This window comes from Mesorhizobium sp. KR1-2, from assembly GCF_040045035.1.
In the GTDB taxonomy this organism is placed as follows: domain Bacteria; phylum Pseudomonadota; class Alphaproteobacteria; order Rhizobiales; family Rhizobiaceae; genus Pseudaminobacter.
This window is the reverse complement of the sequence record NZ_JBDZDS010000007.1, coordinates 190,466-215,917: the sequence shown is the minus strand read 5'-3', so window position 1 is coordinate 215,917 and position 25,452 is coordinate 190,466. Positions and strand designations below refer to the sequence as shown.

Genomic DNA, 25,452 nt, shown 5'->3' with positions numbered 1-25,452 from the left:
CCGGAAAGACTGGAACGGATCGAGGTAGCATCGGTGAACGCACGGGATTTTGGCATCGTCTGCGGAATTCTTCCCACGGGCGAGAAGAACGCGATCACCGATGTGCCCGGCGTGCGCATCGGCCACCACACGATCCGCGACGGCGACATCAACACCGGCGTCACCGCCGTGCTGCCGCATTCCGGCAATCTCTATCGCAAGAAGGTGCTGGCCGCGAGCGACGTCATCAACGGCTTCGGCAAGAGCACGGGGCTGGTGCAGATCGACGAGCTTGGCACGCTGGAAACGCCGATCCTGCTCACCAACACGTTTGGGGTCGGCACCTGCGCCAACGCGCTGATCCGCGAGGCGATCGCCGCCAATCCCGATATCGGCCGCCAGACCGCGACGGTGAACCCGGTCGTCTGCGAATGCAACGACGGTCCGCTCAACGACATCCAGGCGATGGCGGTCACCGAGGAGCATGCACGCCTTGCCTTGGCCAACGCACATGAAGGTGCGGTCGAACAGGGCAATGTCGGCGCCGGCACGGGCATGACCTGCTTCGGCTTCAAGGGCGGCATCGGCACCTCGTCGCGCCGGTTCGAGCTCGATGGCCAGACCTTTCATGTCGGCACCCTGGTGCTCTCCAATTTCGGCCGCGCCGGCGATCTCACACTGCCGGACGGCCGCCAGCCTTCGCCCCGCACCGCCAAGGAGGCGGAAAAGGGTTCGGTCATCATCATCCTCGCCACCGATGTTCCGCTGGAACACCGCCAGCTCAAGCGCGTGACGCGCCGCTGCGGGGCCGGGCTTGCTCGCCTCGGCGCCTTTTGGGGCCATGGCAGCGGCGACATCTCAATCGGCTTCACCACGGCGACCATGATCGACCACGACGAGAAGAGCGAGCTCATCTCGATGCGCGCGCTGAACGAGAACCGCATCGACAAGCTCTTCCGCGCCGCCACCGAGGCCACGCAGGAAGCGGTGCTGAACTCCATGTGCGCGGCGCAGGCCATGACTGGCCGCGCCGGCAATTTCCGCCCCTCGCTGGCCGACTGGCTGCGCTGAGGCGGACGAATTGGCCCTGCACTACTCCAGCATTTCCGAGATCTCCCGGCTGCTCCGCAGCGGCGGGATCACCTCGACCGCGCTGACGCAATTGATGCTGGAGCGCATCGAACGGCTCAATCCGCTTCTCAACGCCTTCGTCACCGTTGCGGCCGAAGAAGCGCTTGCAGCGGCCTGCGAGGCGGATCGAAGGCTCGGGGCTGGAGAATGGCTCGGCCCGCTTCACGGCGTGCCCGTCGCGGTCAAGGACAACATGGCGACGAAGGGCATCCGCACGACATGCGGCTCGAAGCTTTATGCCGACTGGGTGCCCGACCATGACGCCAACGTCGTGGGAAAGCTCAAGGAAGCGGGTGCGATCATCCTCGGCAAGGCCGGGACCCACGAACTGGCCTATGGCACCACGAGCATCAACCCGTTCTTTGGCCGGATCGCCAATCCGTGGGACACGACCCGCGACCCCGGCGGCTCGAGCGGCGGCTCGGCAAGCGCAGTAGCCGCCGGCCTGGCCTTCGCAGCGCTCGGCACCGACACCGCCTGTTCAATCCGCTACCCGGCCCATTGCTGCGGCATCGTCGGCTTCAAGCCGAGCTTCGGCCTGGTCGGCACGACGGGCGTGCTGCCCCTGGTTCGGACGATGGATCATGTCGGCCCCCTCGCCCGCAACGTGGAAGACGCGGCGCTGATCATGCAGGCCATTTCCGGTCCCGATGCCCAGGACCCTTACTCTTCTGGACGGCAGTTCGTCCCTCTCCAAGGCGAAGTCGGAACGATCGCCGGCACGCGCATCGGCATTGCGCGGCAGTTTTTCTTCGACGGCGAGCCCGAAATCATCGAGTTCGTCGATCGCGCGATCGGCGAACTGGAAAAGCAAGGCGCCGTCATTGTCGAGATCGACAGCGGCGGCATTGATGTCAGTCTCGAAATGTCCGGACTGGTTTTTGCGGAAGCCTACGCGCTGCATGCGCAGGCCCTGGCTGCACACCCCGGCGATTTCAGTTCGGAACTCCAGGAAAAGCTCGGAAGAAAATCGCGCATCTCCGCTTCCGACTATATCCGCGCCCAGCACGAACGGCTGCGGCTCAGGGCTCTCATGGCCGAGATGATGCAGCAATGCGACGCCTTGGTGGCCCCGTCGGCGACGATCATGCCGGCGCCTTTCGACCAGCGGCCAGAAGGCTACGACCACCATGCCTCCAAGAACGCGACCGTGTTCAATCTGTCCGGCCAGCCTTCCATCAGCATCCCTTGCGGCTTGACCAAAGCCGGTCTGCCGGTGGGCATGATGATCAGCGGCCGCCTCGATCATGATGCGGAACTCCTGCGGATTGCGCATCTGGCCGAATGTGCATTGGCGCCTTTTGAAGCCTACCCTGCTCTCCACTGAGCCGCAGAAATGAGCCAGGCACCGCGCAGAGGAAGTGGCGCGTTGCGACGGCCGCTTGGCTCGCCTGCTGGGCGAACTATTGACGCAAGCAGCGGCATGAATCCAGGAGCCGATGGTCGATGAGGCCACGGTCATCCACGCCCAGCGACTGCAATCACGGCAAGTAAGTTTGCAGATCCGGAAGCGTCAATTCGTCTCCGTTGCAGGCTGCGTCTGATAATGCACTAATGCGCACACAGCGGCCTTGCAGGGCGGCTCAAACAAGCGGTAGGTTTCACCGAGCATATCCTAGACGTATGCCCGGAATCTTCCAATAATGAGGGGAATAACGTGAAACAAAGCAAGAAACTGGCCATTTTTGGCGGTGTCCTCGTTGCGGCGGCGAGCCTTGCAGGCTCTTCCGCCTTTGCAAGGGACCTGACCGTCGTCTCGTGGGGCGGAAACTACCAGGACGCGCAGCGCGAGATCTATTTCAAGCCCTATGCCGAAAAGACCGGCAAGTCGGTGCTCGACGAGGCCTGGGATGGTGGCTTCGGCGTTCTCCAGTCGAAGGTCAAGGCGGGGACGCCCAACTGGGATGTCGTCCAGGTGGAAGCCGAGGAACTGGCCCTTGGCTGCGCCGACGGCCTTTTTGAGAAGATCGATTGGGACAAGATGGGCGGCAAGGACAAGTTCCTGCCCGACGCAGTGAACGATTGCGGCGTCGGCGCCATCGTCTGGTCCACGGCGATTGCCTATGACGGTGCCAAGCTCGCGGAAGGGCCCACTTCCTGGGCCGACTTCTGGAACGTGGAAAAGTTCCCTGGCAAGCGCTCGCTGCGCAAGGGCGCCAAATATACGCTCGAATTCGCGCTGCTCGCCGACGGCGTGAAGAAGGACGAGGTCTACCAGGTTCTGTCGACGCCGGAGGGTGTCGACCGCGCCTTCAAGAAGCTCGACGAGCTTCGCCCGAACATCGTCTGGTGGGAAGCGGGTGCCCAGCCGCTGCAGCTGCTCGCTTCCGGCGAGGTGGCGATGGCCTCGGCCTATAACGGCCGCATCACCGGCATCAACCGCACCGAGGGCAAGAAGTTCAAGGTCGTCTGGCCGGGCAGCGTCTATGCGATCGACAGCTGGGTCGTCTTGAAGGACGCCGAGAACAAGGATGCCGGGCAGGACTTCATCGCCTTCGCCAGCGAGCCCGACAATCAGGTCAAGCTGCCGGCCTATGTGGCTTACGGTCTTCCGAATCTCGATGCTGCCGGCAAGGTCTCGCCTGACTATGCGGCCGAGCTTCCGACCGACTCCAAGAACCTGGCCGAAGCCATCCCGCTCGACGTCAACTTCTGGATCGACAACTCCGAGGCACTGACGCAACGCTTCAACGCCTGGCTGGCCCAGTAGCCGAGCCACGCCGACCGGCGAGAAGCCAGGCGGGCCGCGGCCCGCTTGGCGCTTGGCCGTATCCAGGCGCCGGCCGGTCCAAGGCCGGCAGGCGCAATGCGTTGCAAGGAATTGACTTGTCGGCATCCGTCCGCCTCGCCGAGCGGACCGTTGCCGCGACCCGATCGTGGAGGGGACTTTTGACTGACATCCGCATCCGTTTCGACGGCATCAGCAAATGGTACGGGTCCTTGTGCGTCGTCGACAATCTCGACCTCGACATCGCCAAGGGCCAGTTCGTAAGCCTGCTCGGCCCGTCGGGCTCCGGCAAGACGACGCTCCTGATGATGCTGGCCGGCTTCGAGACGCCGACGAAGGGCAGGGTTCTGGTGGACGGCGAGCCGGTCGATCACTTGCCCACCTACAGGCGCGACATGGGCGTGGTGTTTCAGAGCTATGCGCTTTTTCCCCATATGAGCGTGGGCGAGAACATCGCCTTTCCGCTTCAGATGCGCGGGGTCGGCGCGGCCGAGATCGGTGAGCGCGTGGCGCGGGCGCTCGACATGGTGCAGCTTTCGGCGATGCGCGACAGGCGGCCGTCGCAACTTTCCGGCGGCCAGCAGCAGCGCGTGGCGCTGGCGCGCGCCCTGGTCTTCGAGCCGCGCGTTGTGCTGATGGACGAGCCGCTCGGCGCGCTCGACAAGCAGCTGCGCGAGCAGATGCAGCTGGACATCCGCGCGCTGCACAACCGGCTGGGCCTTACCATCGTCTTCGTTACCCACGACCAGTCGGAAGCGCTCACCATGTCCGACCGGATCGCCGTGCTCAACAAGGGCAAGATCGAGCAGATCGGCACGCCGCGCGAAATCTACGACGAACCGCATACCCGTTTTGTCGCCGAGTTCATCGGCGAGACCAACCTGGCCGAAGGAACGGTCGAGAGCGTGGCGGGCGCGGAAGCCCGCATCGCGCTGAAAAGAGGCGGCCATGTCATCGCCGGCCTTTCCGGGAAAGTAGCCGCTGGCCAGGATGTTCTTCTGTCGATCCGGCCGGAGCGCATCGAGCTGAAGGACGGCACGGTGGCAACCGGCAACAGCATTGCCGCACGGGTTGCCGATTGCGTCTACCAGGGCGACCATTTGCGCGTTCAACTCGACGGCAGCGCGCACGGCTTTATCGTCCGGCTCGACCGCAAGTCGCGGGAGTGGCAGCCCGGCGCCGAGGTGGTGGCCGAGTTCAGGCCCGCCGATTGCCGGGTGATCGCGCCATGAAAAGGCCGAGCCGCAGAAACGCCGGCGCACTGGCCCTCATCCTGCCGTTGTTCCTCTTCATCGCCCTCTTCTTCGTCTGGCCGCTGGTGACGATGATGTCCCAGGCCGTGTCGGACACGGCGGTGCTGCGCATCCTGCCGCAAACAGCCGGCGCCATGGCGGGCTGGGACCGGAAATCGCCGCCCACGCCGGAAATGAAGGAAGCCATCGTCGCCGACCTGAAGGCCGCGACCGATACGCAAGCCGTGGGCGACATGGTGCGGCGGCTGAACAGCGCCCAGTCCGGCTTCCGCACCCTGATGGCGAAGACCATCTCCGCCGTGCAGGGCTCAGAAACGCCACCGGACCTGGCCGTGGTTGATCCGCGCTGGGAAAAGCCGGAATTCTGGCTTGCGATCTCAGATGCGCTCTCGCCGACGACGGACCGGAACCTGCTGGCCGCGCTCGATCTCTCCCGAGACGCATCCGGAAACATCGTGGCCCTGCCGGCCGACGCCTCCGCCAACCGGGTCATCATGCTGCGCACCTTCCTGATCGCGGGGTTGGTCACGCTGGCCTGTGCCGCCATCGGCTTTCCCTATGCGATGCTGGTTGCCACGACCGACGGCTGGAAGCGCAACCTGCTGCTCGCCGCCGTGCTGTTGCCGCTCTGGACCTCGCTTCTGGTGCGTACCGCGGCGTGGTTCATCCTGCTTCAGGAAAAAGGGCTCATCAACGACGCGCTGCAGGCGCTGCATCTGACGAGCGGCCCCATTCCGCTCATCTTCAACAGGGTGGGCGTGGTCATCGCCATGACCCATGTGCTGCTGCCCTTCATGGTCCTGCCGGTCTACAGCGTTCTGGTCTCCATTCCGAAGAACCTGATGCCTGCGGCCGCTTCGCTCGGCGCCAACCCGGTGCGCGCCTTCCTGCGGGTGTTGCTGCCGCTCAGCTTCCGCGGGCTGGCCTCCGGCGCATTGCTCGTCTTCATGTCGGCTATCGGTTACTACATCACCCCGGCGCTGATCGGCGGCCCGAGCGACCAGATGATCAGTTCCGTGATCGCCTTCTACGCCACCGGCTCGGCCAACTGGGGCATGGCGGGCGCGCTCGGCCTCATCCTGCTCGTCGTCACCATCGCGCTTTACGCCGTATACGGCCGATTGTCGGCCGAGGATGCGAGGAGAGGCTGACCATGCTGAAAAGCGCGAAACTCGTCTTCGCCGTCGCGGTCGTGACCTTCCTGATCGCGCCGCTTCTTGCAATCCTGCCGCTCGCCTTCACGTCGAGCGCCTTCCTCACCTATCCCATCCCCGCCTTCTCGACGCGGTGGTTCCAGGAACTGGTGGCGGCCGACGCCTGGCGGCGCTCCATCGTCAACAGCCTGATCATCGGCCTTGGCACGACAGCGCTCTCCACCATTCTGGGCACGGCCGCGTCGCTCGGCCTTCGCGGGCACAACATCCCGTTTCCGGGTGCGGTAAAAACGCTGTTCCTGCTACCCATGGTGGTGCCGGCGGTGGTGCTCGGTGTCGGCATGCAGGTGCTGTTCGTGCGCTTCGGCATTGCCAACAGCTATCTCGGCGTGATCTTCGCCCACACGGTGGTGGCAATTCCCTTCGTGATCGTCAGCGTCACCGGGGCGCTTGCTGGGATCGACCGCCGTGTCGAACGCGCCGCCGAGAGCCTCGGGGCGGGCCCTTTCACGGTGTTTCGCCGGGTGACCTTGCCGCTTGCCATGCCGGGCGTGCTTTCCGGCGCCGTACTCGCATTTGCCACCTCGCTCGACGAGGTCGTGCTGACGCTCTTCGTCGCCGGGCCGAACCAGCGGACGCTTGCCCGCCAGATGTTTTCCACCATCCGAGAAAACATAAGCCCGGCGATCGCGGCGGCTGCGTTCATTTTCATCATCGGAACGATCCTGATCGCAGGGCTGGTCATGTGGCAACGGGACAGGTCGAGGGCGAGCAGACCCGGCGCAGCGGAGAGGTTGCCATCCGCCAGCATGAGAACGGCTTCCGGCCGCCGGTAGCCGACGCGCCGGCGCTCGCGCGCGACCGGTTTTCCATTTGTAACCGAGGCATCACTCACGCCATGCTTGCGGCCCAAATCCGCGACCGTGCGGGAGCTTGCCGACCTGTATCGTCGCGACTTTGCTGAAATCATCAGTTCGGAATACTTGCACCTCGTTCAGCCCGCCGACAGTGACATAGGCGAATTGGCCACCCGCATTGCGTACGAAATAGACGTGGTTGGAGATCGGGCCTGTGTCGAGCGTCTTGGGCAACGAGAATGGGGGCGAGGCGTCGAAGACCTGGGTCTTTTCCGTATCCTTCAGCGTAAACCAGACCTGCTTGCCATCTGGCGTTGCCGCGATGTTCGGACCATAAGGACTTTCCTGTTTGATGGGCCCGACGATTTTGTGGTCGGCAACGGTGATGGTCACGGTTTCTGGATTGAACGACGAGCAGACGTAACCGTATTTTCCGTCGGGGCGAGAAGATCGTCATTCCAGGTCCGTTGGGAACAGTTATCCGCGTCTTCTCCTCATAGGTCTTTCCATCCAGAACACTGACATAGTTTTCACCGCGGACGGTCACCCACACCTCCTTGCCATCTGGGGTGAAGAAGGCCTCGTGCCGCGCCCGGCCGACTAGGTGACGTGCTTGACGGCATTGGTCGCCGTGTCGATGAAGGTAACGGCGTTCGATCCGATCGCAACGACGGCTAGGTTGAGTACCATGTCGGCGGAGTGACAGGCGAGACGGTTGTCGTCGCCCGGGTCCGCGTCGGCTCCCCCGGGAAATTGGCTGTCGCCCGACGGCAATTCTACGGCGTTTCTGCCCCTTCCGATAAGCGGTCAGTGGGCCTGACGCTATATCCCTGAACTGTCGAGAATAGCTGCCACAAGCGCCGCGACCTTCGCATCCAATGCTTCCGCGGGGGTGCGCAGGGCTGAATTCTCTCGATCGATTGCGATCAGTGACGATGGCTGGACGTAGGACAGCGTTGTGCCGCCGTCCGGGGCGTCCAGCACAAGCATTTCCACCGGAACGAACAATCCGGCCGAGATGTCTTCGCGGATCATCGTTATGGCAATCAACGGATTGCCATAGATCAGCCGAATCGCGTGCCGCCGGATGCCAAAGCGTGCGATCCAACCGCCGTGATCGATCTCCGAAAACAGCATGAAGCCGCTCTTGCCGACAAACCGCGCCTCGATCTCCCTGGCGTAGGCTTGCTCGTCAGGCGTCTCTACCGCCAGGCGCGCCAGGGTAGGTATATCGGCGTGGCCGACCTGGGCGTGGAACCGCCTCAGGACTTCATCGAACGGCAAGTCGGCCCTGTATACAAGCTTGGTTCCGGTGAAGGTCGTGGCTTCCATCTGCGCCGACATTTTGACCGCCTGCTAGTTCTGTTGTCCCTGACGCGTGGTGTGACCCCGGGCTTACCCTTGCCGCTTCAACTCATTGGGGTCGATCGGCATCTTGCGCAGGCGCTTGCCGGTTGCCGCAAAGATCGCGTTTGCAACCGCCGGCACGATTGCCGATGTGCCGCACTCGCCCATGCCGCCCGGCGATTCCGTGTTCTGGACGATATGCACCTCGATCGCGGGCACCTGGTTCATCCGGAGCATCTGGTAAGTGTCGAAGTTGGCCTGTTCGACGCGGCCGTTCGCAAGGGTGATCTTGCCGTAGAGCGCCGCCGTGATGCCGAAGTTGATCGCGCTCTGGACCTGCGCCCGGACGGTGTCGGGGTTGACGACGGTGCCGCAATCGACGGCACAGACGACCCGCCGGACGCGCACCATGCCGTCGTCCGCAACTTCGACTTCGGCGACATGCGCCATATAGGTCGCGAAGACGAACTGGAGGGAGGAGCCGCGGCCGGTCCGTTCCGGCAGCTTCTGGCCCCAGCCGGCCTTTTCGGCGGCAAGCGCGAGAACAGCCTTGCCCCGCGGCTCGCGATCGAGCAGGGCCAGCCGATAGGCGACCGGATCCTGCTTTGCCGCCGCCGCCAATTCGTCCATAAAACTCTCGGTCACGAAGACATTGTGCGACGGCCCCACGCTGCGCCAGAAGGCCGTGGGAATGCCCGGCGGCTCCTTCCGGACATATTCGACATGAACGTTCGGCAGGGCGTAAAGCAGGTCGATCGCGCCTTCGGTCGTGTCGGGATCGAGCCCGTTCTGGAACAAGGGCGGCGCCCAGCGAGCGATGACCGACGAACCCGCAAAGCGATGGTTCCAGGCGACCGGCGCCCCTTTCTCATCGAGGCCCGCGGAAAGCCGATCGTACCAATACGGCCGGTACATGTCGTGCTGGATGTCTTCTTCTCGCGTCCATACGACCTTCACGGGGCCGTCGACGTGTTTGGCGATCTCGACGGCGCGCGCGACGCCGTCCGCCTCGAGCCGACGCCCAAATCCGCCGCCGATCAGATGATTGTGGACCACAACCTTGTCGAGCGGCAGACCGGCGGTCTTGGCTGCTGTCGCCTGCACTCGCGCCATGGCCTGGCTGCCGACCCATATCTCGCAGCCGTCCTTCCGCACATGAACGGTGCAGTTCATCGGCTCCATCGTGGCGTGCGCCAGGAACGGAACCTGATAGGTCGCCTCGACCTTGGTGGCGGCGCCTGCCATGGCCTTGTCGACATCGCCGATGTTCTGCGCCACCGCGCCGGGACTGCGCGTTGCTTCCTCAAGCTCGCCGACGATCTTCTGCATGTCGACCGTGGCGTGCGGCCCTTCGTCCCATTCGATCGCCAGGGCCGCCAGACCTTTCTTCGCGGCTCCCATGTGGTCGGCAACGACGGCCACGGCGTCCTCGAGCTGGACGATCTGGCGGACGCCGTTCACTGCCTTGGCTGCAGTATCGTCAACGCTTTTGACCTTGCCGCCGAAGACCGGCGACTGCGCCAGGGTCGCGATCTTGATGCCCGGTAGCCGGACGTCGATGCCATAGACAGCCGTTCCATTGACCTTTGCCGGGGCATCCAGGCGCTTGGCCGGCGTGCCGATCAGCGTGAACTGGTCCGGTCGCTTGAGCTCCACATGGTCGGGGACAGGCATATGCGCCGCATCGGCTACCAGTTCCCCATAGGGGATATGTCTTCCCGTCGCCTCGTGTAGCACTTCCCCGCCTTTCGCGCTGCACGAGGCAGGGGCGACGTTCCAGCGCTGCGCTGCCGCCGCGATCAGCATGGTTCTCGCGACTGCACCCGCTTGCCGAAGCGGTTTCCACGCCCCGCGGACGGCGTTCGAGTTACCGGTCGCCTGCACGCCACCCAACAAGGGATTGCCGTAGAGCTTTTCGTTTGGCGGCGCATGCTCCAGCCGAACCTGCGGCAGGCCGACTTCCAGTTCCTCGGCGATCAGCATGGGGATCGAGGTGTAGGTGCCCTGCCCCATCTCGACATAGGGCATGGTCAGGACAACATGCCCATCACTGCCGATGCGGATGAAGGCGTTCGGCACGAATTCATCCGCATCGGCTGCCGAGGCGGTGTCGTCGGCAGATGGTAGTCTCGGACTGAGCAGGAGGCCCCCGCCAACGACCGCTCCCACTTGCAGGAACTTCCGTCGTGAAAGACCCTCGGCAAAGGGCCGCCGATGCAGGGAGGTGGTTTCGGAAGTGAAGTGATCGATGGTCATGACCGGCACCTTCTCAGCTCGATTGCGCGGCTTGCTTGATGGCCTCGCGGATGCGGACATAGGTTCCGCAGCGGCAGATGTTGCCCGACATGGCGTCGTCGATGTCGGCGTCGGTGGGGTGCGGATTGCTCGCCAGGAGTGCCGCGGCAGACATGATCTGGCCCGACTGGCAGTAGCCGCACTGAACGACCTCCTGGTCGAGCCAGGCCTTCTGGATCTTCGCGCCCGCAGCCGTCGAGCCGATTGCCTCGATCGTCGTGATTTCGGAGGATCCAATGCTGTCGAGGCTGGTGACGCAGGATCGGGTGGCCGTGCCGTCGATATGCACGGTGCAAGCGCCGCAAAGCGCCATGCCGCAACCGAACTTCGTGCCCGTCATGCCCAGGATATCGCGCAGAACCCAGAGCAGCGGCGTGTCGCCGTCGGCGTCAATGGTGTGTTTTTCCCCGTTGATGCTTATCGTGGTCGCCATGGCCGACTCCCCTCGGTTCGTCATCCCTCGGTTGGTTCGAGGAACAAAGGTAGGGCGCTGGAGGGTGCGGTAAACGTCACGAAGGCCGCTTTTCTGAAGATTGTTCAGACTTGCGTGCGGGCCGTCGCCGGCGACCTCCTCGACACCGGCGCCCCCTCAGGCTTGTGGCTTGGGCGCAGCGCGCCCGACGCCAGGCGTGGCTCTTGCAAGAACTGCGTAATGGCGTCGATCGTGGCCGTCGGGTTTTCTTCCATCAGCCAGTGCCCGAACGGGGGATAACGACCTCGTGGACATTGCTGGCGGCAACGCGCATGATCACCGCCATCAATGGGCCGAATGACTTCTCCCCTCCGATCGCAAGGATCGGCATCCGCAGCGGACCCTTGGCCAGAAATGCCCGGTTGTCGACAGTGTCCTGATCAAACGCCCTGAACTGCTCGAAGCCGGAATGCATCGCCCCGGGCCTGGCATAGAGCGCGGCATAGTGCGCACGCGAAGCTTCGTCGAAGCTCTTCGGATCGGCCGAAAACTCATTCCAGAAGCGATCGAGATAGATGCGCTCGCGCCCCTCGATCAGCCGTTCCATGTCGGGGCCGCCGAAGCGGAAATGCCACAACAATGGGTTCTTCAGGATCTCCTCCCAGGGGCCGATGCCTGGAATTGGCGCATCCATGAGCACGAATTTTGTCACTCGGTCGGGCTGCTCGGCCGCGAAGGCATAGCCGACCATGTTGCCGATGTCGTGGGTGACCATCTCCACCGTGCCGATCTTCAGCGCGTCGAGCACGCCGGCGACATCCCCGCCTTGCGTCTTCTTGTCGTAGCCACCGGCCGGGTGCGAAGAGAGGCCCATGCCGCGCAGATCCGGCACGATCACGGTGTGGTCGCGCGCCAGCCGGGCGGCCAGCGGCGCCCACATGTCGCCGGTTTCGCCATAGCCATGCAAAAGCACCACCGCCGGCCCGTGGCCGCCGAACCGGACGAAGATCTGTGCCCCGTTGGTGGAGATCGTTTCGGCCCTGAAGCCGGGTGGGAAGGGCTGAACCTGGGCCAGGGCGGGCGTGGCGAAGAGCATGGCGCTCAAGATCGAGGTTCGGCGAGAGTGCTGCCGACAGCGTGGATGTCCTCATTCACTTTCGCTATCGACGCCTCCACAGTGGTGCGAGATTTCTCCCTGCGCGCGACGATTTTGTCGTGGGCTTCCTTTTGCGCCGCTGCAATATGGTCTTCGGCTTCTTTCGCGTGGGCAGATATCTCGGCCAAACTTTCGGAAAGCGGTTTGCCCATGGTCGTTCTCCCTGGTTGGTTTACAGTCCAAAGGAGCAGATGTGGCGCGCCGCGTTACCCCTGAAAGAGCCGGCACCGTTCAAAACCGTGTGCCGACCATTGGCGCGTGCGCCGATGCCGTCATCATTCATCCCCTAGGCGGCTGCCGCCCGAGCCTCGACGAGGAGTTGGCAGGGAACTGATCGGCTTGCGCTCACAAGTCGTCGACGTCGATCACAGCCTGGGCGAAGGCCTGTGGCGCTTCCTGAGGCAGGTTGTGCCCGATGCCACCGGTAATGGTCCGGTGGGCATACTTGCCCGTGAACTTGCTTGCGTAAGCGCTGGGCAGCGGGTGCGGCGCGCCATTGGCGTCGCCCTCCATGGTAATGGTCGGCAGGGTGATGACCGGGGCCTCGGCAAGCCTCGCTTCCAAAGCATCGTATTTTGGGTCACCAGCGGCCAGGCCGAGCCGCCAGCGGTAATTGTGGATGACGATGGCGACGTGATCCGGGTTCGTCAGGGATGCCGCGGTGCGGTCGAACGTGGCGTCGTCGAACTTCCATTGCGGCGAAGCGAGCTGCCAAATGAGTTTTGCGAAATCCCGCCGGTACTGATCGTAGCCGGCCTGGCCGCGGTCGGTGGCAAAATAGAATTGGTACCACCATTCGAGCTCGGTCTCGGGCGGCAACGGCTTCTTGCCGGCTTCCTGGCTGCCGATCAGATAACCGCTCACCGAAACCATGGCCTTGCACCGTTCCGGCCAAAGTGCCGCTATGATGTTGGCCGTTCGCGCGCCCCAGTCAAAACCGCCCAGCGTCGCCGTCTGGATATGGAGGCCGTCCATAAGGGCGATGGTGTCGACGGCAAACACGGACGGCTGACCGTTCCGGAATGTTTCACTTGAAAGAAACCGGGTCGGGCCGTAGCCGCGCAGATAGGGAACAATCACCCGATATCCGGCCGAGGCCAGCATGGGCGTTACATCCACAAAGCTGTAAATGTCGTAGGGCCAGCCGTGCAGGAGAACGACCGCGGGGCCGTCGGCCGGACCTGCCTCGGCATATCCGACGTTGAGTTCGCCGGCATCGATCTGCTTCAGCGAACCGAATGACGTATTCGCTCCCGGAGCCGGCGAACCCGACGAGCTTCCCCCGGCAGTCTGCGCTTCCGCTGGGCCGACTTTGAGGAGTTCGGCGGCAGCAACGGTCAGGGCCGCAGCGCTCAAGAAGCGGCGGCGATCTTGATCGATATTGTCCGAGGTCTTGATCCTAGCCATCGTGCAGTCTCCACTATTGGTCTTAGCTCAGCGAGGAACTGAGGTGGGTTGGACACGCTCACTGCAGCCGCTGCATACGCCCGCGCTTCACGCTTTGCCGTCAAGGTGCATAACGGTTGAAGACAAAGTCGCGAGACCGCAGGCGGCCGCGCAGGCAAAGGCACCAACTCCAAGCAGTGTGGAGATAATCCGTCTCACACCGTGCCTCCAACAATGCGAAATTGAAGTCACATGCGATCGAAATTCGGCAACGAGCGCGTTCGCTGTCCGTCGCGAGCAATCGAGTTGCCAGAACGCCGCCCGGCATTGAAGAGTTCCGGCCAGTGCCGCAATCACCGTAGTCGAAGGTCGGAAAAACATGAGCCTGGCCATTTGCACGGCCACCGTTCGACCGACCGGATCGCACCATTATCGACGGCGCCGCGCCGGAGTGGAGGGCGCCAAAATGGTCCAGTTCTAGGGAACCTTCTCGTTCGCGATACGTTCGCTCGCAACATCCGATTGAACAGGAGGATGACTATGCCATCAGTTCAAAATCCGACTCGACGAGAGGTTCTGGCCACTGCCGCGGCGATAGGCGCAGCCAGCGTGCTGCCTGGGCAAGCGGCTGCCGCTGCGGACAACAACGTCGTTCGGCCTTTCCAGATCTCCTTCCCAGACGAAGACCTGGCCGATCTTCGCCGCCGCGTGCAGGCGACCAAATGGCCCGACAGGGAGCAGGTGGCGGACACGACGCAAGGTGTTCAGCTCGCGACGATGCAACAGCTCGCACAGTACTGGGCGACGCAGCACGACTGGCGCAAGTGCGAAGCCAGGCTGAATGCCGTGCCGAATTTCATCACCGAGATAGACGGGCTCGACATCCACTTCATTCATGTGCGCTCCAAGAACGAAAACGCGCTGCCGATGATCGTCACGCATGGCTGGCCTGGCTCGATCATCGAGCAGATGAAGATCATTGCGCCGCTGACCGATCCTACGGCGCATGGCGCGAGTGCCGCGGATGCCTTCGACCTCGTCATTCCCTCGCTGCCCGGCTATGGCTTTTCCGGCAAGCCGACGGCTGTCGGCTGGAATCCTCCGCGTATCGCGAAAGCCTGGGCCGAGCTGATGCAGCGCCTCGGCTACGCGAAATACGTGGCGCAGGGCGGCGATTGGGGCAATGCCGTTACCGAGGACATAGCCTTGCAGCAGCCGCCCGGGCTGCTCGGCATCCATACCAACATGCCGGCCACGGTTTCGCCCGAGATCAACCAATCGCTGGCTGCTGGCACGCCACCCGCCGGCCTCACGCCGGACGAGCTCAACGCCTGGGACCAGCTCGACTTCTTCAACAAGAATGGCGTGGGCTATGCTATCGAGATGAACAACCGCCCGCAGACCCTTTACGGGCTCGCCGATTCCCCCGTTGGCCTGGCGGCATGGATGATCGATCACGACGACCGAAGCCAGAAGATGATCGCCCGCGTCTTCGCCGGCCAGAGCGAGGGCTTGTCGAAGGACGACGTGCTCGACAATGTCACGCTCTACTGGCTGACGAACACCGCGGTCTCATCGGCGCGGCTCTACTGGGACAACGCGCACCATCCAACGGGCGGTTTCTTTGACATCAGGGGCATCACGATCCCTGTGGCCGTGACTGCCTTCCCGGACGAGATCTACACCGCTCCGCGAAGCTGGGCCGAGAAGGCGTATCCGAACCTGATCCACTACAACAAGGCACCGAAGGGCGGCCACTTCGCGGCCTGGGAGCAGCCCGAGTTCTTCGTGTCAGAAATGCGCGACTCGTTCAGGCCGCTGCGCCAGTCGAATTGAAATGGAACGGCGCGTGTCAAATGGGGCGCGCCGTGCTCGTTCCCCCAGACCACAAGGATGACGCGCCCGGATGCGGCCGCGCTCGTTAGCGAGCGGTGGGGTTTTCATTGATCGAAGGAGGAGTTGAGATGAAAATACTCACGGCTGTCCTCGCATTGGCTGGCTTGTTGCTGACAGGTTTTGTGGCAATGGCGCAGCCGCCCAAGCCGACCATCGTGCTTGTGCACGGCGCCTTCGCCGACTCTTCCAGCTGGTACGGTGTCATCGGCATACTGGAGAAGGCCGGCTACCCCGTCGTCGCCGTCGCAAATCCGCTGCGCAGCGTGAAGGGCGACGCCGACACCGTCCGTAGTCTGCTTGCCACCATCAAGACGCCTGTCGTGCTCGTCGGACATTCCTACGGCGGCATGGTGATCAGCGCGGCGGCGAACGGTGAGGCGAACGTGAAAGCGCTAGTCTATGTCGCGGCCTTCGCGCCGGATGCGGGAGAGAGCGCCGGCGGCCTCAATGTCAAGTTTCCCGGCAGCCTGATCGGCCCCGACACGCTGGCACCGCCGGTGCCCTTGGCAGGCGGCGGCAACGATCTCTATGTCCGACAGGATAAGTTCCACGAAGCCTTCGCGCCCGACCTGCCGATGGCCGCTACGAAATTGGCGGCGGCGGCGCAACGACCGGTCACCGACATTGCCTTCGGCGAAGCGGCAGGCGAGCCCGCCTGGAAGACCATCCCGTCATGGTTCGTCTACGGTGACCACGACACTGCGATTCCGCCACAGCTGCATGCCTGGATGGCCGACCGAGCCCATCCGCGCGAAACCGTTGTCGTCAAGGGCGCCTCGCATGTCGTTATGATTTCGCAGCCCAAGGCTGTGGCGAAAGTCATCGAAGACGCGGCAAACGCACCTTGAAGCAACAGAACGGTTGCAAGGAGACGGACAAAAGGGCGCATCGATGATCGCTATCACCGCGAAGCTGCTATGAAGGTCATTTCCATGATTCTCCATGCTGCCGCCGATGACCGCCACCGCCCTCGAAATCCTCAAGACCGCCTACGGCTATGATGCGTTCAGGGGACCGCAGGAGCGCATCGTCGAGCATGTCATTGCCGGCAACAATGCCTTCGTGCTGATGCCGACGGGCGGCGGCAAGTCGCTCTGCTACCAGATTCCTGCGATCGTCCGTCTCGGCATGGGGCTCGTCGTTTCGCCGCTGCTGGCGCTGATGGCCGATCAAGTGACAGCGCTGCGGCAGGCTGGGGTGCGGGCGGCCGCGCTCAACTCCGACCTTTCGCCCGACGAGCGCCGCATCCTCTGGCGCGATATCCGCGCCGGCGCGCTCGACCTTCTCTATGTCGCCCCCGAAACACTTTTGCGGGCGGACGTGCTGGAACTGCTGGACGGTGTGAAACTGTCGCTGTTCGCCCTCGACGAGGCGCACTGCCTTTCGCAGTGGGGGCATGATTTCCGTCCTTCCTATCGTCAGCTCGACGCGGTCGTGGCGCGCTTTGCCGGCACCCCGCGCATGGCGCTGACGGCCACGGCGGACGAGCCGACGCGCGCGGAAATCCTGTCGCATCTCACTATTGCCGAAACCGACGCCTTCATCGCCGGATTCGACCGGCCCAACATTCGCTATGCCATCGAGGAAAAGGACAATCCGCGGGCACAGCTCAAGGAATTCCTCAAGCGGTACGAGGGCGAGAGCGGCATCGTCTACTGCCTGTCGAAACGCAGGACCGAGGAAACCGCCGCCTGGCTTCAGGGCCTCGGCTACGATGCGCTCGCCTATCACGCCGGCATGGACAAGGCGGCGCGCGAGGCCAACCAGATGCGGTTCCAGCATGGCGAGGCGGTCATCATGGTCGCCACCGTCGCCTTCGGCATGGGCATCGACAAGCCGGACGTGCGCTTCGTCGCCCATATCGACCTTCCGGGCAGCATCGAGGCCTATTATCAGGAAACCGGTCGCGCTGGGCGCGACGGCCTGCCGTCCGACACGCTGATGCTCTACGGCTACGAGGACATCGCGCTGCGCAGTCGCTTCATCGAGGAGTCGGAGGCGCCCGACCAGCGCAAGCGCATGGAGCGGCACAAACTCGATGCGCTGCTGGGACTGGCCGAGACGGCGGGCTGCCGCCGACAGGTTCTGCTGTCCTATTTCGGCGACCATAGTGAACCATGCGGCAATTGCGACACCTGCGCGGAGCCGCCAAAATTGTTCGACGGCGCCATTGCGGCGCAAAAGGCACTGTCGTGCATCTACCGCACCGGCGAGCGTTTCGGGCAAGCCTATATTGTCGACGTGCTGCTGGGCGTGGAAAACGAGCGCGTCGCCCAGTTCGGCCATGACCGCCTCTCCACCTTTGGCATCGGCACCGAGCACGACAACCGCACATGGCGGGCGATCCTGCGCCAGCTGATCGCGCTACGCCTCATCGACGTCGACCTCGCCGGCCATGGCGGCCTGTCGATCGCACCCGCCGGCCGCGACTTCCTGCGCGACAAGCCCACGCTGATGCTGCGCGTACCGGCGCCAACGCGCGCCAAGCGTGGCAAGGTCGCGCGCAGCACGGCCCAGTCTGCTGCCCCCGACGCGGACCATGACCTGTTTCAGGCACTGCGGCGCAAGCGCATGGAAATTGCGCGCCTGCAGAACGTGCCGCCCTATGTGATCTTCCACGACAAGACCCTGATCGAGCTGGCGGCGGCGCGACCCGCCTCGCGCGCCGAGATGGCGAACGTACCCGGTGTCGGCGAAGCCAAGCTCGACCGCTACGGCCCCGCCTTCCTCTCGGTGATCGCCGAGCACGCATGACGAGGGGGCACGATAGCGATGCTGGCCGTTACAGGCGCCGGGGCCGTGGTTGGTTGGCGTCATCGGCCCCGTTTGCGAGAACATGGATCGAGAACCAGCCATCGCTATCTGTCCAGACTTTGATGGGCCGCCAACCAGCCTCACGGGCGAGCGCCTGGAAGGCCTCCACGGTATATTTATAGCTGTTCTCCGTGTGGATCGTCTCGCCTTCCGCGAAATCAAACGAATGGCCGTCGATCGACACGCGCTGAGCTGTACGGCTTACGAGATGCATCTCGATGCGCGAGTGCCGGCGGTCGAAAAACGCCCGATGCTCGAATGAACCGAGATCGAAATTGCCGTCGAGCTCTCGGTTGATACGGGCAAGCAGGTTGAGGTTGAAACGGGCGGTCACGCCGGCAGCGTCGTTATAGGCGGCGTGGAGGACGGCCTCATTCTTTACGAGGTCGACGCCGACGACCATCACCGCGTCCGTGCCGAGGCTCAGGCCGGCATGATGAAGGAACCCGGCGGCGTCCGGTGGATCGAAATTGCCGATCGTGGAGCCTGGAAAGAAGCCGACCCGCGGCATCTTCCGAACACTCGCCGGCAGGTCGAAGGCTCTCGTGAAATCGGCGGCGACGGGCAGCACATTCAGGGACGGAAATTCGAGCCGCAAGGCTTCGGCCTGTTCCTGCAGAAACTCGGCGGCGATATCGACGGGCACATAGGCGGAGAGCTCTCTTGCCGCACGCAGAACGATGCGCGTCTTGGCACTCGAACCATTGCCGAATTCGACGAGGGCCCTGCCTGCCGGCAACAGCTTGGCGATTGCCTCGGCGTTCTCGGCGAGGATGCCGCGCTCTACCCGGGTCGGGTAATACTCCGGGAGCTGCGTGATCTCCTCGAAAAGACGCGAGCCGGCCATGTCATAGAAATATTTCGAGGGGATGCGCTTCGGCCTTGCCTGGAGGCCCGCCACGACATCGGCCGCGAAATCGAAGGTCGCCCCGCCCTCCATTTCGGCCGGGCGGACTTTTCGTGCGGGAGCAGCTGTCATTGCCGCATTGTCGGGATGATCGACGAGGCGCAGTCCGGTGAATTGCCAGCGCGCCTGGGGGCAGAAGAAGTTGCGATAGCTATATCGGGCGTGACCTTCCGGCGTGGCGAGCGAACTGCCGCGCAGCACCATCTGATTGACCATGAACTTGCCGTTATACTCACCGAGTGCACCGGGCGCCGCACGATAGCCGGGATAGGGCAGATAGGCGCTGCGCGTCCACTGCCACACCTGGCCGAAGGCATCGTCGAGCAGGCCGCTCCGCGCCGCCACTTCCCATTCCGCTTCGCTCGGCAGATGCTTGCCGGCCCAGCGGGCAAACGCGTCCGCTTCATAATAGCTGATGTGGCAGACCGGCAGGTCGAGATCGACGGGCTCGAGACCGGCGAATGTCAATCTGAACCAGGCGCCGTCGACCTCGCGCCAGTAGCCAGGCGCTTTCCACCCTTCCGCCTGGACCGCCGTCCAGCCGTCCGAGAGCCAGAGCGTCGGCGTCTCATAGCCGCCATCGGCCATGAAGCGCATCCACTCACCATTCGTGACAAGCCGACGCGCGATCCGCACCGGACCGACCAGCACCCGATGCGCAGGACCTTCATTGTCGTAGTAAAAGCCGGCGCCATCATATCCGATTGTGTAGACACCTTCCGCGAGTTCGGCGAATGCGCGGGCCTTGCCCGCAGTCACCGGCCAGCGCCAGGCGGAATCATATGTCGGCAGCACCGGATTTTGTGCGAAGGCATGCAGGATGTCGGTCAGCATCAGTTCCTGATGCTGCTGCTCATGATGAAGCCCTATCTCCAGAATCGGACGTATCGTTGCAAACAGCTCATCGTCGGCCGCGGTGATGAGGGCGCGGACAGCCGCGTCGACGTGCTGTCGGTAAGCGGTGACTGTCTCGACATCCGGGCGGGTGATCAGTCCCCGTCTCGGCCGCTCGTGACGCGGCCCGGCGCTGACGTAATAGGAATTGAACAGGAAGGGGAAGCGCCCATCGAAAACGCGGTAGTTTGCCGAATATGGCACTAGCAGAAACTGCTCGAAGAACCAGGTGACATGGGCGCAATGCCATTTGATGGGGCTTGCATCGGGCATGGACTGAACGACCTGGTCCTCGGCGGAAAGCGGCGCGGTGCGCCGCTCGGTCTCGGCCCGAACTGCCTCATAGGCTCCTAGCCAGGCGGCGCGCGACGCTGACGCTGATAGCTGCAGGATGGGCGCCGATGTGCTCGGCGGATCGGATCGCTTCCGTACGCGAGACCTCGCGGCAGGCATCAACACCTCCGGCTCGGGTGAACGCTTCGGGGGTCAGCACGATTGCAATGGCTCCCGACAACATCCTGTCAGGAGATGGGCCGGCGGCGGTGCACGTGGCTCCGCCAGCGGGATTGCGATAGGGCAGCCGGGCAATCTGTCAGCAATGTGGCCGTTCTCCTCACGAGAGCGTGAGAGGTTTGAATAGCCCCTAGATTTGTGGACGCCTTCTTCCCTAATCTTGAGGCAAGGAGGCCATGATGGGGACCGGAAATTTCAGTGATGATTTCAAACGCGATGCTGTGGCTCAGATCACCGAGCGGGGCTATCCGGTAGCGGAGGTTCCGCAGCGTCTGGGCGTGAGCCAGCATTCGCTCTATGCGTGGAAGAAGAAGTTCTCGAGGCCTTCAGGCTCGGGCGACGCGGATCAGGCAGCCGAGATCCGGCGGCTGAAGACGGAGCTGGCACGCGTCACCGAGGAGCGCGACATCTTAAAAACGCCACCGCGTATTTCGCCAAGGATGCAAAGTGAGATACGCGTTTGTTGCCGAGCATCGCCCGCTGTTTTCGGTGCGGGCGATGTGTCGTTGCCTGCGCATCCAACCCAGCGGCTTCTATGCCTGGCTGAACAGCCCGTTGCGCAAACGCGCCCGGGAAGACGCGCGCCAGACCGGACTCATCGAGACGGCGTGGAAGGACAGCGGCCGGGTCTACGGCTACCGCAAGCTGCACGATGACCTTCTGGAGCAGGGCGAGATGAGTTGCCCAAACCGTATTGCTCGCCTTGCAAGGCTTGCCGGCATCAAGGCCCAGATCGGCTGCCAGCGTCGGCCCGGCTCCCATGGCGGCAAGCCATCGGTGGTCGTCGACAACACGCTGGCCCGGCAGTTCGATGTCGAAGCCCCGGACAGGGCGTGGGTGACGGACATCACCTACATCCGGACCATGGAAGGCTTTGCCTATCTGGCGGTCGTGATCGATCTGTTCTCTCGCCGGGTCGTCGGCTGGTCCATGCAGAGCCGCCAGACCACAGACGTCGTGGTGCAGGCTTTGCTCATGGCGGTGTGGAGGAGAAAGCCGACGTCCAGGGTGCTCATCCAGTCCGACCAAGGCTCCCGGTTCAGCAGCATGGACTGGTCGTCTTTCTGAAGCACCACAATCTGGAACACTTGATGAGCCGACGTGGAAACTGTCACGACAACGCCGTGGCCGAAAGCTTCTTCAACCTGCTCAAGCGTGAGCGGATACGCCGCAAGACCTACAGGACCCGCGACGAGGCCAGACAGGATGTGTTCGACTACATCGAGATGTTCTACAACCCAAAGCGCAAACATGTGAGAAACGGGATGCTGTCACCCGTCGACTTCGAATGGCAGCGGAAAATGTAACCCGAGGGCGTCTACAAAACGCGGGGCTTTTCACCCCAAGCCCCGCGGCCCGTGAGGCAGGAAGTGGTTTTCCGGCCACGGCGAGTCCTTCCGCCCGCTATCTTGGGCTATTGGCTCGCCGTCTGCGCCAGGCTGTCCGGCGGGATTGACCCGGCTCCTTGCGCGCGGCTATTCCAAGCCGGCCCTCTTAATGTCGACTGTTACCTAAAGATGCAGAGGATGGAGCCAGCCCTATGAATACCTACTACGGTCTAATTGGCGCAGGCGGACATGGCCGGGAAGTCATGCCGATGGTGCGTTGGGCGCTCCAGGATGAACTGGCTAGCGGGAACGTCGAAATCCTATTCGTGGTAGAGGGGCAGGAGAATGAGACTGAGGTCAACGGGTACCGGCTGATCGGGCTGGAGGCCTTTCTCGCGCTAAGCGGCCACAAGCGCTTCAATGTAGCTATTGGTGATTCCAAGGCTCGCCAGAGATTCGCAGACGTCTGTCGCGCGAGGAATGTGGAACCATTTTCGATCTTTGCGCGAAGCGCGATTCTGCTCGACAAGAATGAAATCGGCGAAGGTTGTATGGTTTCAGAGCAGACGATCATCACCTCCAATGTGAAGATCGGTCGATTCTTCCAGGCGAATTGCCAATGCAACATCTCCCACGACTGCGTTATCGGGGACTACGTGACTTTCGCGCCGGGTGTGAAATGCAATGGAAACGTGACGATTGGCAACCACGCCTATATCGGTGCTGGCGCGCTGATCAAACAGGGGCGATACGACAAGCCGTTGATGATCGGCGAGGGAGCAGTCGTAGGGATGGGGGCAGTCGTCATCCGCGACGTCGAGGCCTACACGGTTGTAGTGGGCAACCCGGCACGGCCGAAGGTGAAACGATGAGGATTCCGGAGCAGGATCGAAGTTATCTGTCCTGCTGGTTACCTATAACCATGAGGGTTGCGTCGGCCGAGCGGTCGAGTCGCTTTTCAAACAGGACTATCTTGGCACGATCGAACTGGTGATCGCCGATGATGCGTCAACGGATGCGACATTGGAGCTGATCAGGGCCTATGAAGGGCGGGATCCCCGGTTCGTCTTCAAGTATCTCCTCCACCCTCCCCGCGATGGCTGGCGAGTTGCTGGGCCATGAACTTGAACTTGCGAATCGTCGCAGGAGGCAGGGCCTTCGCGTCTCGGCCCTTGACCCGTCGCTCCTCCTCGGCATTGATGATCTGGTCGAAGCTGATGGCCGTCACCGCCTCAGCCGGAGGTGCGGCTAAGGGGGCCTCAAAGACCGGGAAGCGGGCTGCGTTCTGGTCTGGTCCATAGTCACCACCGCCACGTTGTTCCAGCAGCAACGCAAGGTCTCGCGCTGCCTTTTCGAATTGCTCCAAGAGCATCTGGCGTGACGCGGCATCAACGACAAGGTGGTGTTCCGATAGCGCACCGTCCACCCATGTTCCCAAGCGGTCCTCAGGGCTCCGTCGGCCGATCATGAGGGCACCATAGGGGCTAGCCCGCTTCCGTTCCTCAATGGCGTCCCACTCGCGGGCGGACTGCGCCCACATGGCTGATTCGCCGGGGTCGTCCTCCAGCGCCTTGCGCATGACATGGTAGAACTCGCCCGCCAGTGCCACCGCTTGGCGCAACGTCAAGGATACAGGCCGCTCCTCAAAGGAAAGCCAGATGCGGTCGAACTCGGCTTGTGCCTCATTCGCTCGGCGCTTGGCTTCGGCAACGTCCTTGGTGTCCAGGGAGACCGTCAGCTCGTTGCCGATCTTGGGTGTGGAAATCCGACCGTCAATCGTCACGGTCACGCGCTTGCCCTTCGCCACCGTGATCAGGAAAACCGGCACACGCTGCCGATACCAGTAGACGCCCGTTCTCGGGTGCTTGAAGGGACGGGGCATAAAAAGAACCATGTGGAGCACATGTGTGTAGCACAAGCGGCACCAGAAAGCCTTGCAAATCCAGATACTTCTGGGAAATCAACGGGGTGGAATGGTGCTGCCAGAGAGGATTGAAAATTAGATTTTCCCAATAAAAACAACATCTTAAAAATCGTTTTGTAACATTGTGACGGGCGGCATTTCGGACGCTTGAATGCATTGGATTTCCATTTGCCGCCGCTGCCGAACCCCCTGCGACACAAATAGGCTTCTCGCCATCTGTGGAACACAAAGCGAACATGTAGAACACGATCAACGGTGATGGTAGCTTAACCGCTCAACGTGAAGGTTTAGCGGGGTCAACTGACATGAACTACATCCCTTCTGTGAGCATATTCCCACCGCACGACATTGAAACGATGAATGAAGACGATGTTGCCGGGGAAATCGTTCGGCCGTTTTGTCGTGCCCTTGGATACACACAAGGCAATCCAGAAGCGAACCTTCGAAGCCAATTCTCACTCCAATATGACAAGGCTTTTCTCGGCCACCAAGACGGCAAGAAAGACCCCGTTCTCCGAGGAAGACCGGATTTCATATGCGAAGTCATTTCATACACTCGATGGGTGATTGAGGCGAAAGCTCCTTCGGTTTCACTTTCGATAGCCGATAGCTTTCAGGCCCACACCTACGCAACACACCCTGAGATTGCAGCGGAATACTATCTTCTTACAAATGGTCGAGAGTTTCAGCTTTTCCGCGTCGGCAAACCAGATGAGGCGGTATGGTCATGGAGAAAGGAAGATGTTGATGAGCTTCTTCCCGCCCTCAAAGGTTTTCTCGGCCCAGAAGCCATGAAGAAACGCGCAAATGTAATAATCGACAAAGGAAAGCCGCTGGCCTCCGGGTTCGGCTCATCAATGGAGATTATTGGCGGACATATCGTATATATAAACAATAAGGCTAGCTTTACCGATGTATCAAGCACTAATGGATTAGTTAATACAATAAGTGGGAACAGAATATTTAGAACAGATGATGGATTAGTTTCGGGAGAAGTTAGTATCAATTCCGCATTTGCGGAAATGGATGCTATTTTTGAGGCGTTTAATTTTTTTCCGTTACGTTTTCACACATCCGAAGAATATCTTTCAACGGACCGGAATACTCCCACCTTAATGCAAAATCTCATCACGGTGCGAATGATGCCGGGCATGGAGTTTCCCAAGACACTCCTATCTCCCGGAGGGGTTCTGCCATTTGAGGTGAAGGCGACTGCATACACGGAAATTCTAGGCTTCGTTGATGGAAGTGACCTGAAAGGGACTTTCGTCATGGACTGCGCTTACGAAATTCCTGCGGGAAGCAGGCTTGGCTTCCCAACAGATTTAAGCCTTCTAACCGAAGGAACTTTTGAAGCTAAAGTTCGATAGAGGTCTGCGCCGCCCTCACATGCATCAACTTGCATCTTCGTGCATCTGTGCCGGCCTTTATCTTATATCCGGCACTCACCACCTATAGCTTGCCGAAGCCACGCATAG

18 protein-coding genes and 4 pseudogenes are annotated in these 25,452 nt (G+C 62.2%); 12 read left to right on the top strand and 10 right to left on the bottom strand.

What is annotated here, in order from left to right; all coding sequences use genetic code 11:
• The first annotated feature begins 33 nt into the window (after positions 1-33).
• The 6 genes from ABLE85_RS15920 to ABLE85_RS15895 all read left to right on the top strand — a co-directional run bounded on the left by ABLE85_RS15920 (position 34) and on the right by ABLE85_RS15895 (position 7,081).
• Positions 34-1,050, top strand: a complete 1,017-nt coding sequence (locus ABLE85_RS15920; RefSeq protein ID WP_348793679.1) for a P1 family peptidase — start codon at positions 34-36, stop codon at positions 1,048-1,050.
• Positions 1,051-1,060: 10 nt separating this feature from the next.
• On the top strand, positions 1,061-2,437 hold the full coding sequence (locus ABLE85_RS15915; RefSeq protein ID WP_348793678.1) for an amidase: 1,377 nt from the start codon (positions 1,061-1,063) through the stop codon (positions 2,435-2,437).
• Positions 2,438-2,785: 348 nt separating this feature from the next.
• Complete coding sequence (locus ABLE85_RS15910; protein WP_348793745.1) at positions 2,786-3,820, top strand: ABC transporter substrate-binding protein; 1,035 nt, start codon at positions 2,786-2,788, stop codon at positions 3,818-3,820.
• A gap of 179 nt (positions 3,821-3,999) precedes the next feature.
• Positions 4,000-5,070 (top strand): ABC transporter ATP-binding protein, encoded by a 1,071-nt coding sequence (locus ABLE85_RS15905; protein ID WP_348793677.1) that lies wholly within the window; start codon positions 4,000-4,002, stop codon positions 5,068-5,070.
• Positions 5,067-6,242 (top strand): ABC transporter permease, encoded by a 1,176-nt coding sequence (locus ABLE85_RS15900; RefSeq protein ID WP_348793676.1) that lies wholly within the window; start codon positions 5,067-5,069, stop codon positions 6,240-6,242. Before ABLE85_RS15905 ends, ABLE85_RS15900 begins: the two co-directional genes overlap by 4 nt.
• Positions 6,243-6,244: 2 nt before the next feature.
• On the top strand, positions 6,245-7,081 hold the full coding sequence (locus ABLE85_RS15895; RefSeq protein WP_348793675.1) for an ABC transporter permease: 837 nt from the start codon (positions 6,245-6,247) through the stop codon (positions 7,079-7,081).
• Positions 7,082-7,165: 84 nt separating this feature from the next.
• Here the strand turns inward: ABLE85_RS15895 and ABLE85_RS15890 are convergent.
• From ABLE85_RS15890 to ABLE85_RS15860, 7 genes and pseudogenes are all read right to left on the bottom strand, one after another.
• Positions 7,166-7,792: pseudogene (locus tag ABLE85_RS15890) on the bottom strand (YncE family protein); the annotation flags it as partial.
• Positions 7,793-7,924: 132 nt separating this feature from the next.
• Complete coding sequence (locus ABLE85_RS15885) at positions 7,925-8,446, bottom strand: DUF302 domain-containing protein (RefSeq protein ID WP_348793674.1); 522 nt, start codon at positions 8,444-8,446, stop codon at positions 7,925-7,927.
• A gap of 51 nt (positions 8,447-8,497) precedes the next feature.
• Positions 8,498-10,705: a xanthine dehydrogenase family protein molybdopterin-binding subunit gene (locus tag ABLE85_RS15880; RefSeq protein ID WP_348793673.1), complete on the bottom strand. Its 2,208-nt coding sequence runs from the start codon at positions 10,703-10,705 to the stop codon at positions 8,498-8,500.
• 13 nt (positions 10,706-10,718) lie between these two features.
• The gene (locus ABLE85_RS15875) at positions 10,719-11,177 is read right to left on the bottom strand and encodes a (2Fe-2S)-binding protein (RefSeq protein ID WP_348793672.1); all 459 of its coding nucleotides are present in this window, start codon (positions 11,175-11,177) and stop codon (positions 10,719-10,721) included.
• 206 nt (positions 11,178-11,383) lie between these two features.
• Positions 11,384-12,252, bottom strand: a pseudogene (locus ABLE85_RS15870) (alpha/beta hydrolase); the annotation flags it as partial.
• Positions 12,253-12,257: 5 nt separating this feature from the next.
• Positions 12,258-12,464, bottom strand: coding sequence for a hypothetical protein (locus tag ABLE85_RS15865; protein ID WP_348793671.1), 207 nt, complete (start codon positions 12,462-12,464; stop codon positions 12,258-12,260).
• Positions 12,465-12,657: 193 nt separating this feature from the next.
• Positions 12,658-13,719 (bottom strand): alpha/beta hydrolase, encoded by a 1,062-nt coding sequence (locus tag ABLE85_RS15860; protein WP_348793670.1) that lies wholly within the window; start codon positions 13,717-13,719, stop codon positions 12,658-12,660.
• A gap of 513 nt (positions 13,720-14,232) precedes the next feature.
• On the opposite strand from ABLE85_RS15860, the gene ABLE85_RS15855 reads away from it, so the two are divergent.
• The 3 genes from ABLE85_RS15855 to recQ all read left to right on the top strand — a co-directional run bounded on the left by ABLE85_RS15855 (position 14,233) and on the right by recQ (position 18,348).
• The gene (locus ABLE85_RS15855; protein ID WP_348793669.1) at positions 14,233-15,534 is read left to right on the top strand and encodes an epoxide hydrolase family protein; all 1,302 of its coding nucleotides are present in this window, start codon (positions 14,233-14,235) and stop codon (positions 15,532-15,534) included.
• Positions 15,535-15,662: 128 nt separating this feature from the next.
• Positions 15,663-16,442, top strand: coding sequence for an alpha/beta hydrolase (locus tag ABLE85_RS15850; protein WP_348793668.1), 780 nt, complete (start codon positions 15,663-15,665; stop codon positions 16,440-16,442).
• A 106-nt stretch (positions 16,443-16,548) separates the two neighbouring features.
• On the top strand, positions 16,549-18,348 hold the full coding sequence (gene recQ / locus ABLE85_RS15845; protein WP_348793744.1) for a DNA helicase RecQ: 1,800 nt from the start codon (positions 16,549-16,551) through the stop codon (positions 18,346-18,348).
• A 28-nt stretch (positions 18,349-18,376) separates the two neighbouring features.
• Here the strand turns inward: recQ and egtD are convergent, their stop codons facing one another.
• Both egtD and egtB read right to left on the bottom strand, forming a co-directional pair.
• Complete coding sequence (gene egtD / locus ABLE85_RS15840) at positions 18,377-19,348, bottom strand: L-histidine N(alpha)-methyltransferase (RefSeq protein ID WP_348793743.1); 972 nt, start codon at positions 19,346-19,348, stop codon at positions 18,377-18,379.
• Between the two features lie 54 nt (positions 19,349-19,402).
• Positions 19,403-20,662 (bottom strand): annotated as a pseudogene (gene egtB, locus ABLE85_RS15835) (ergothioneine biosynthesis protein EgtB); the annotation flags it as partial.
• Positions 20,663-20,901: 239 nt separating this feature from the next.
• Between egtB and ABLE85_RS15830 the strand changes: the two are divergent.
• Positions 20,902-22,029 (top strand): annotated as a pseudogene (locus ABLE85_RS15830) (IS3 family transposase).
• A gap of 233 nt (positions 22,030-22,262) precedes the next feature.
• Positions 22,263-22,922, top strand: a complete 660-nt coding sequence (locus ABLE85_RS15825; RefSeq protein WP_348793667.1) for an acetyltransferase — start codon at positions 22,263-22,265, stop codon at positions 22,920-22,922.
• 197 nt (positions 22,923-23,119) lie between these two features.
• On the opposite strand, the gene ABLE85_RS15820 is transcribed toward ABLE85_RS15825, so the two are convergent.
• A complete protein-coding gene (locus ABLE85_RS15820; protein ID WP_348793742.1) occupies positions 23,120-23,932 on the bottom strand; it encodes a DUF6538 domain-containing protein in 813 nt (270 codons plus the stop codon).
• A 347-nt stretch (positions 23,933-24,279) separates the two neighbouring features.
• Between ABLE85_RS15820 and ABLE85_RS15815 the strand changes: the two genes are divergently transcribed.
• Complete coding sequence (locus tag ABLE85_RS15815) at positions 24,280-25,344, top strand: type I restriction endonuclease subunit R (protein WP_348793666.1); 1,065 nt, start codon at positions 24,280-24,282, stop codon at positions 25,342-25,344.
• Positions 25,345-25,452 lie beyond the last annotated feature (108 nt).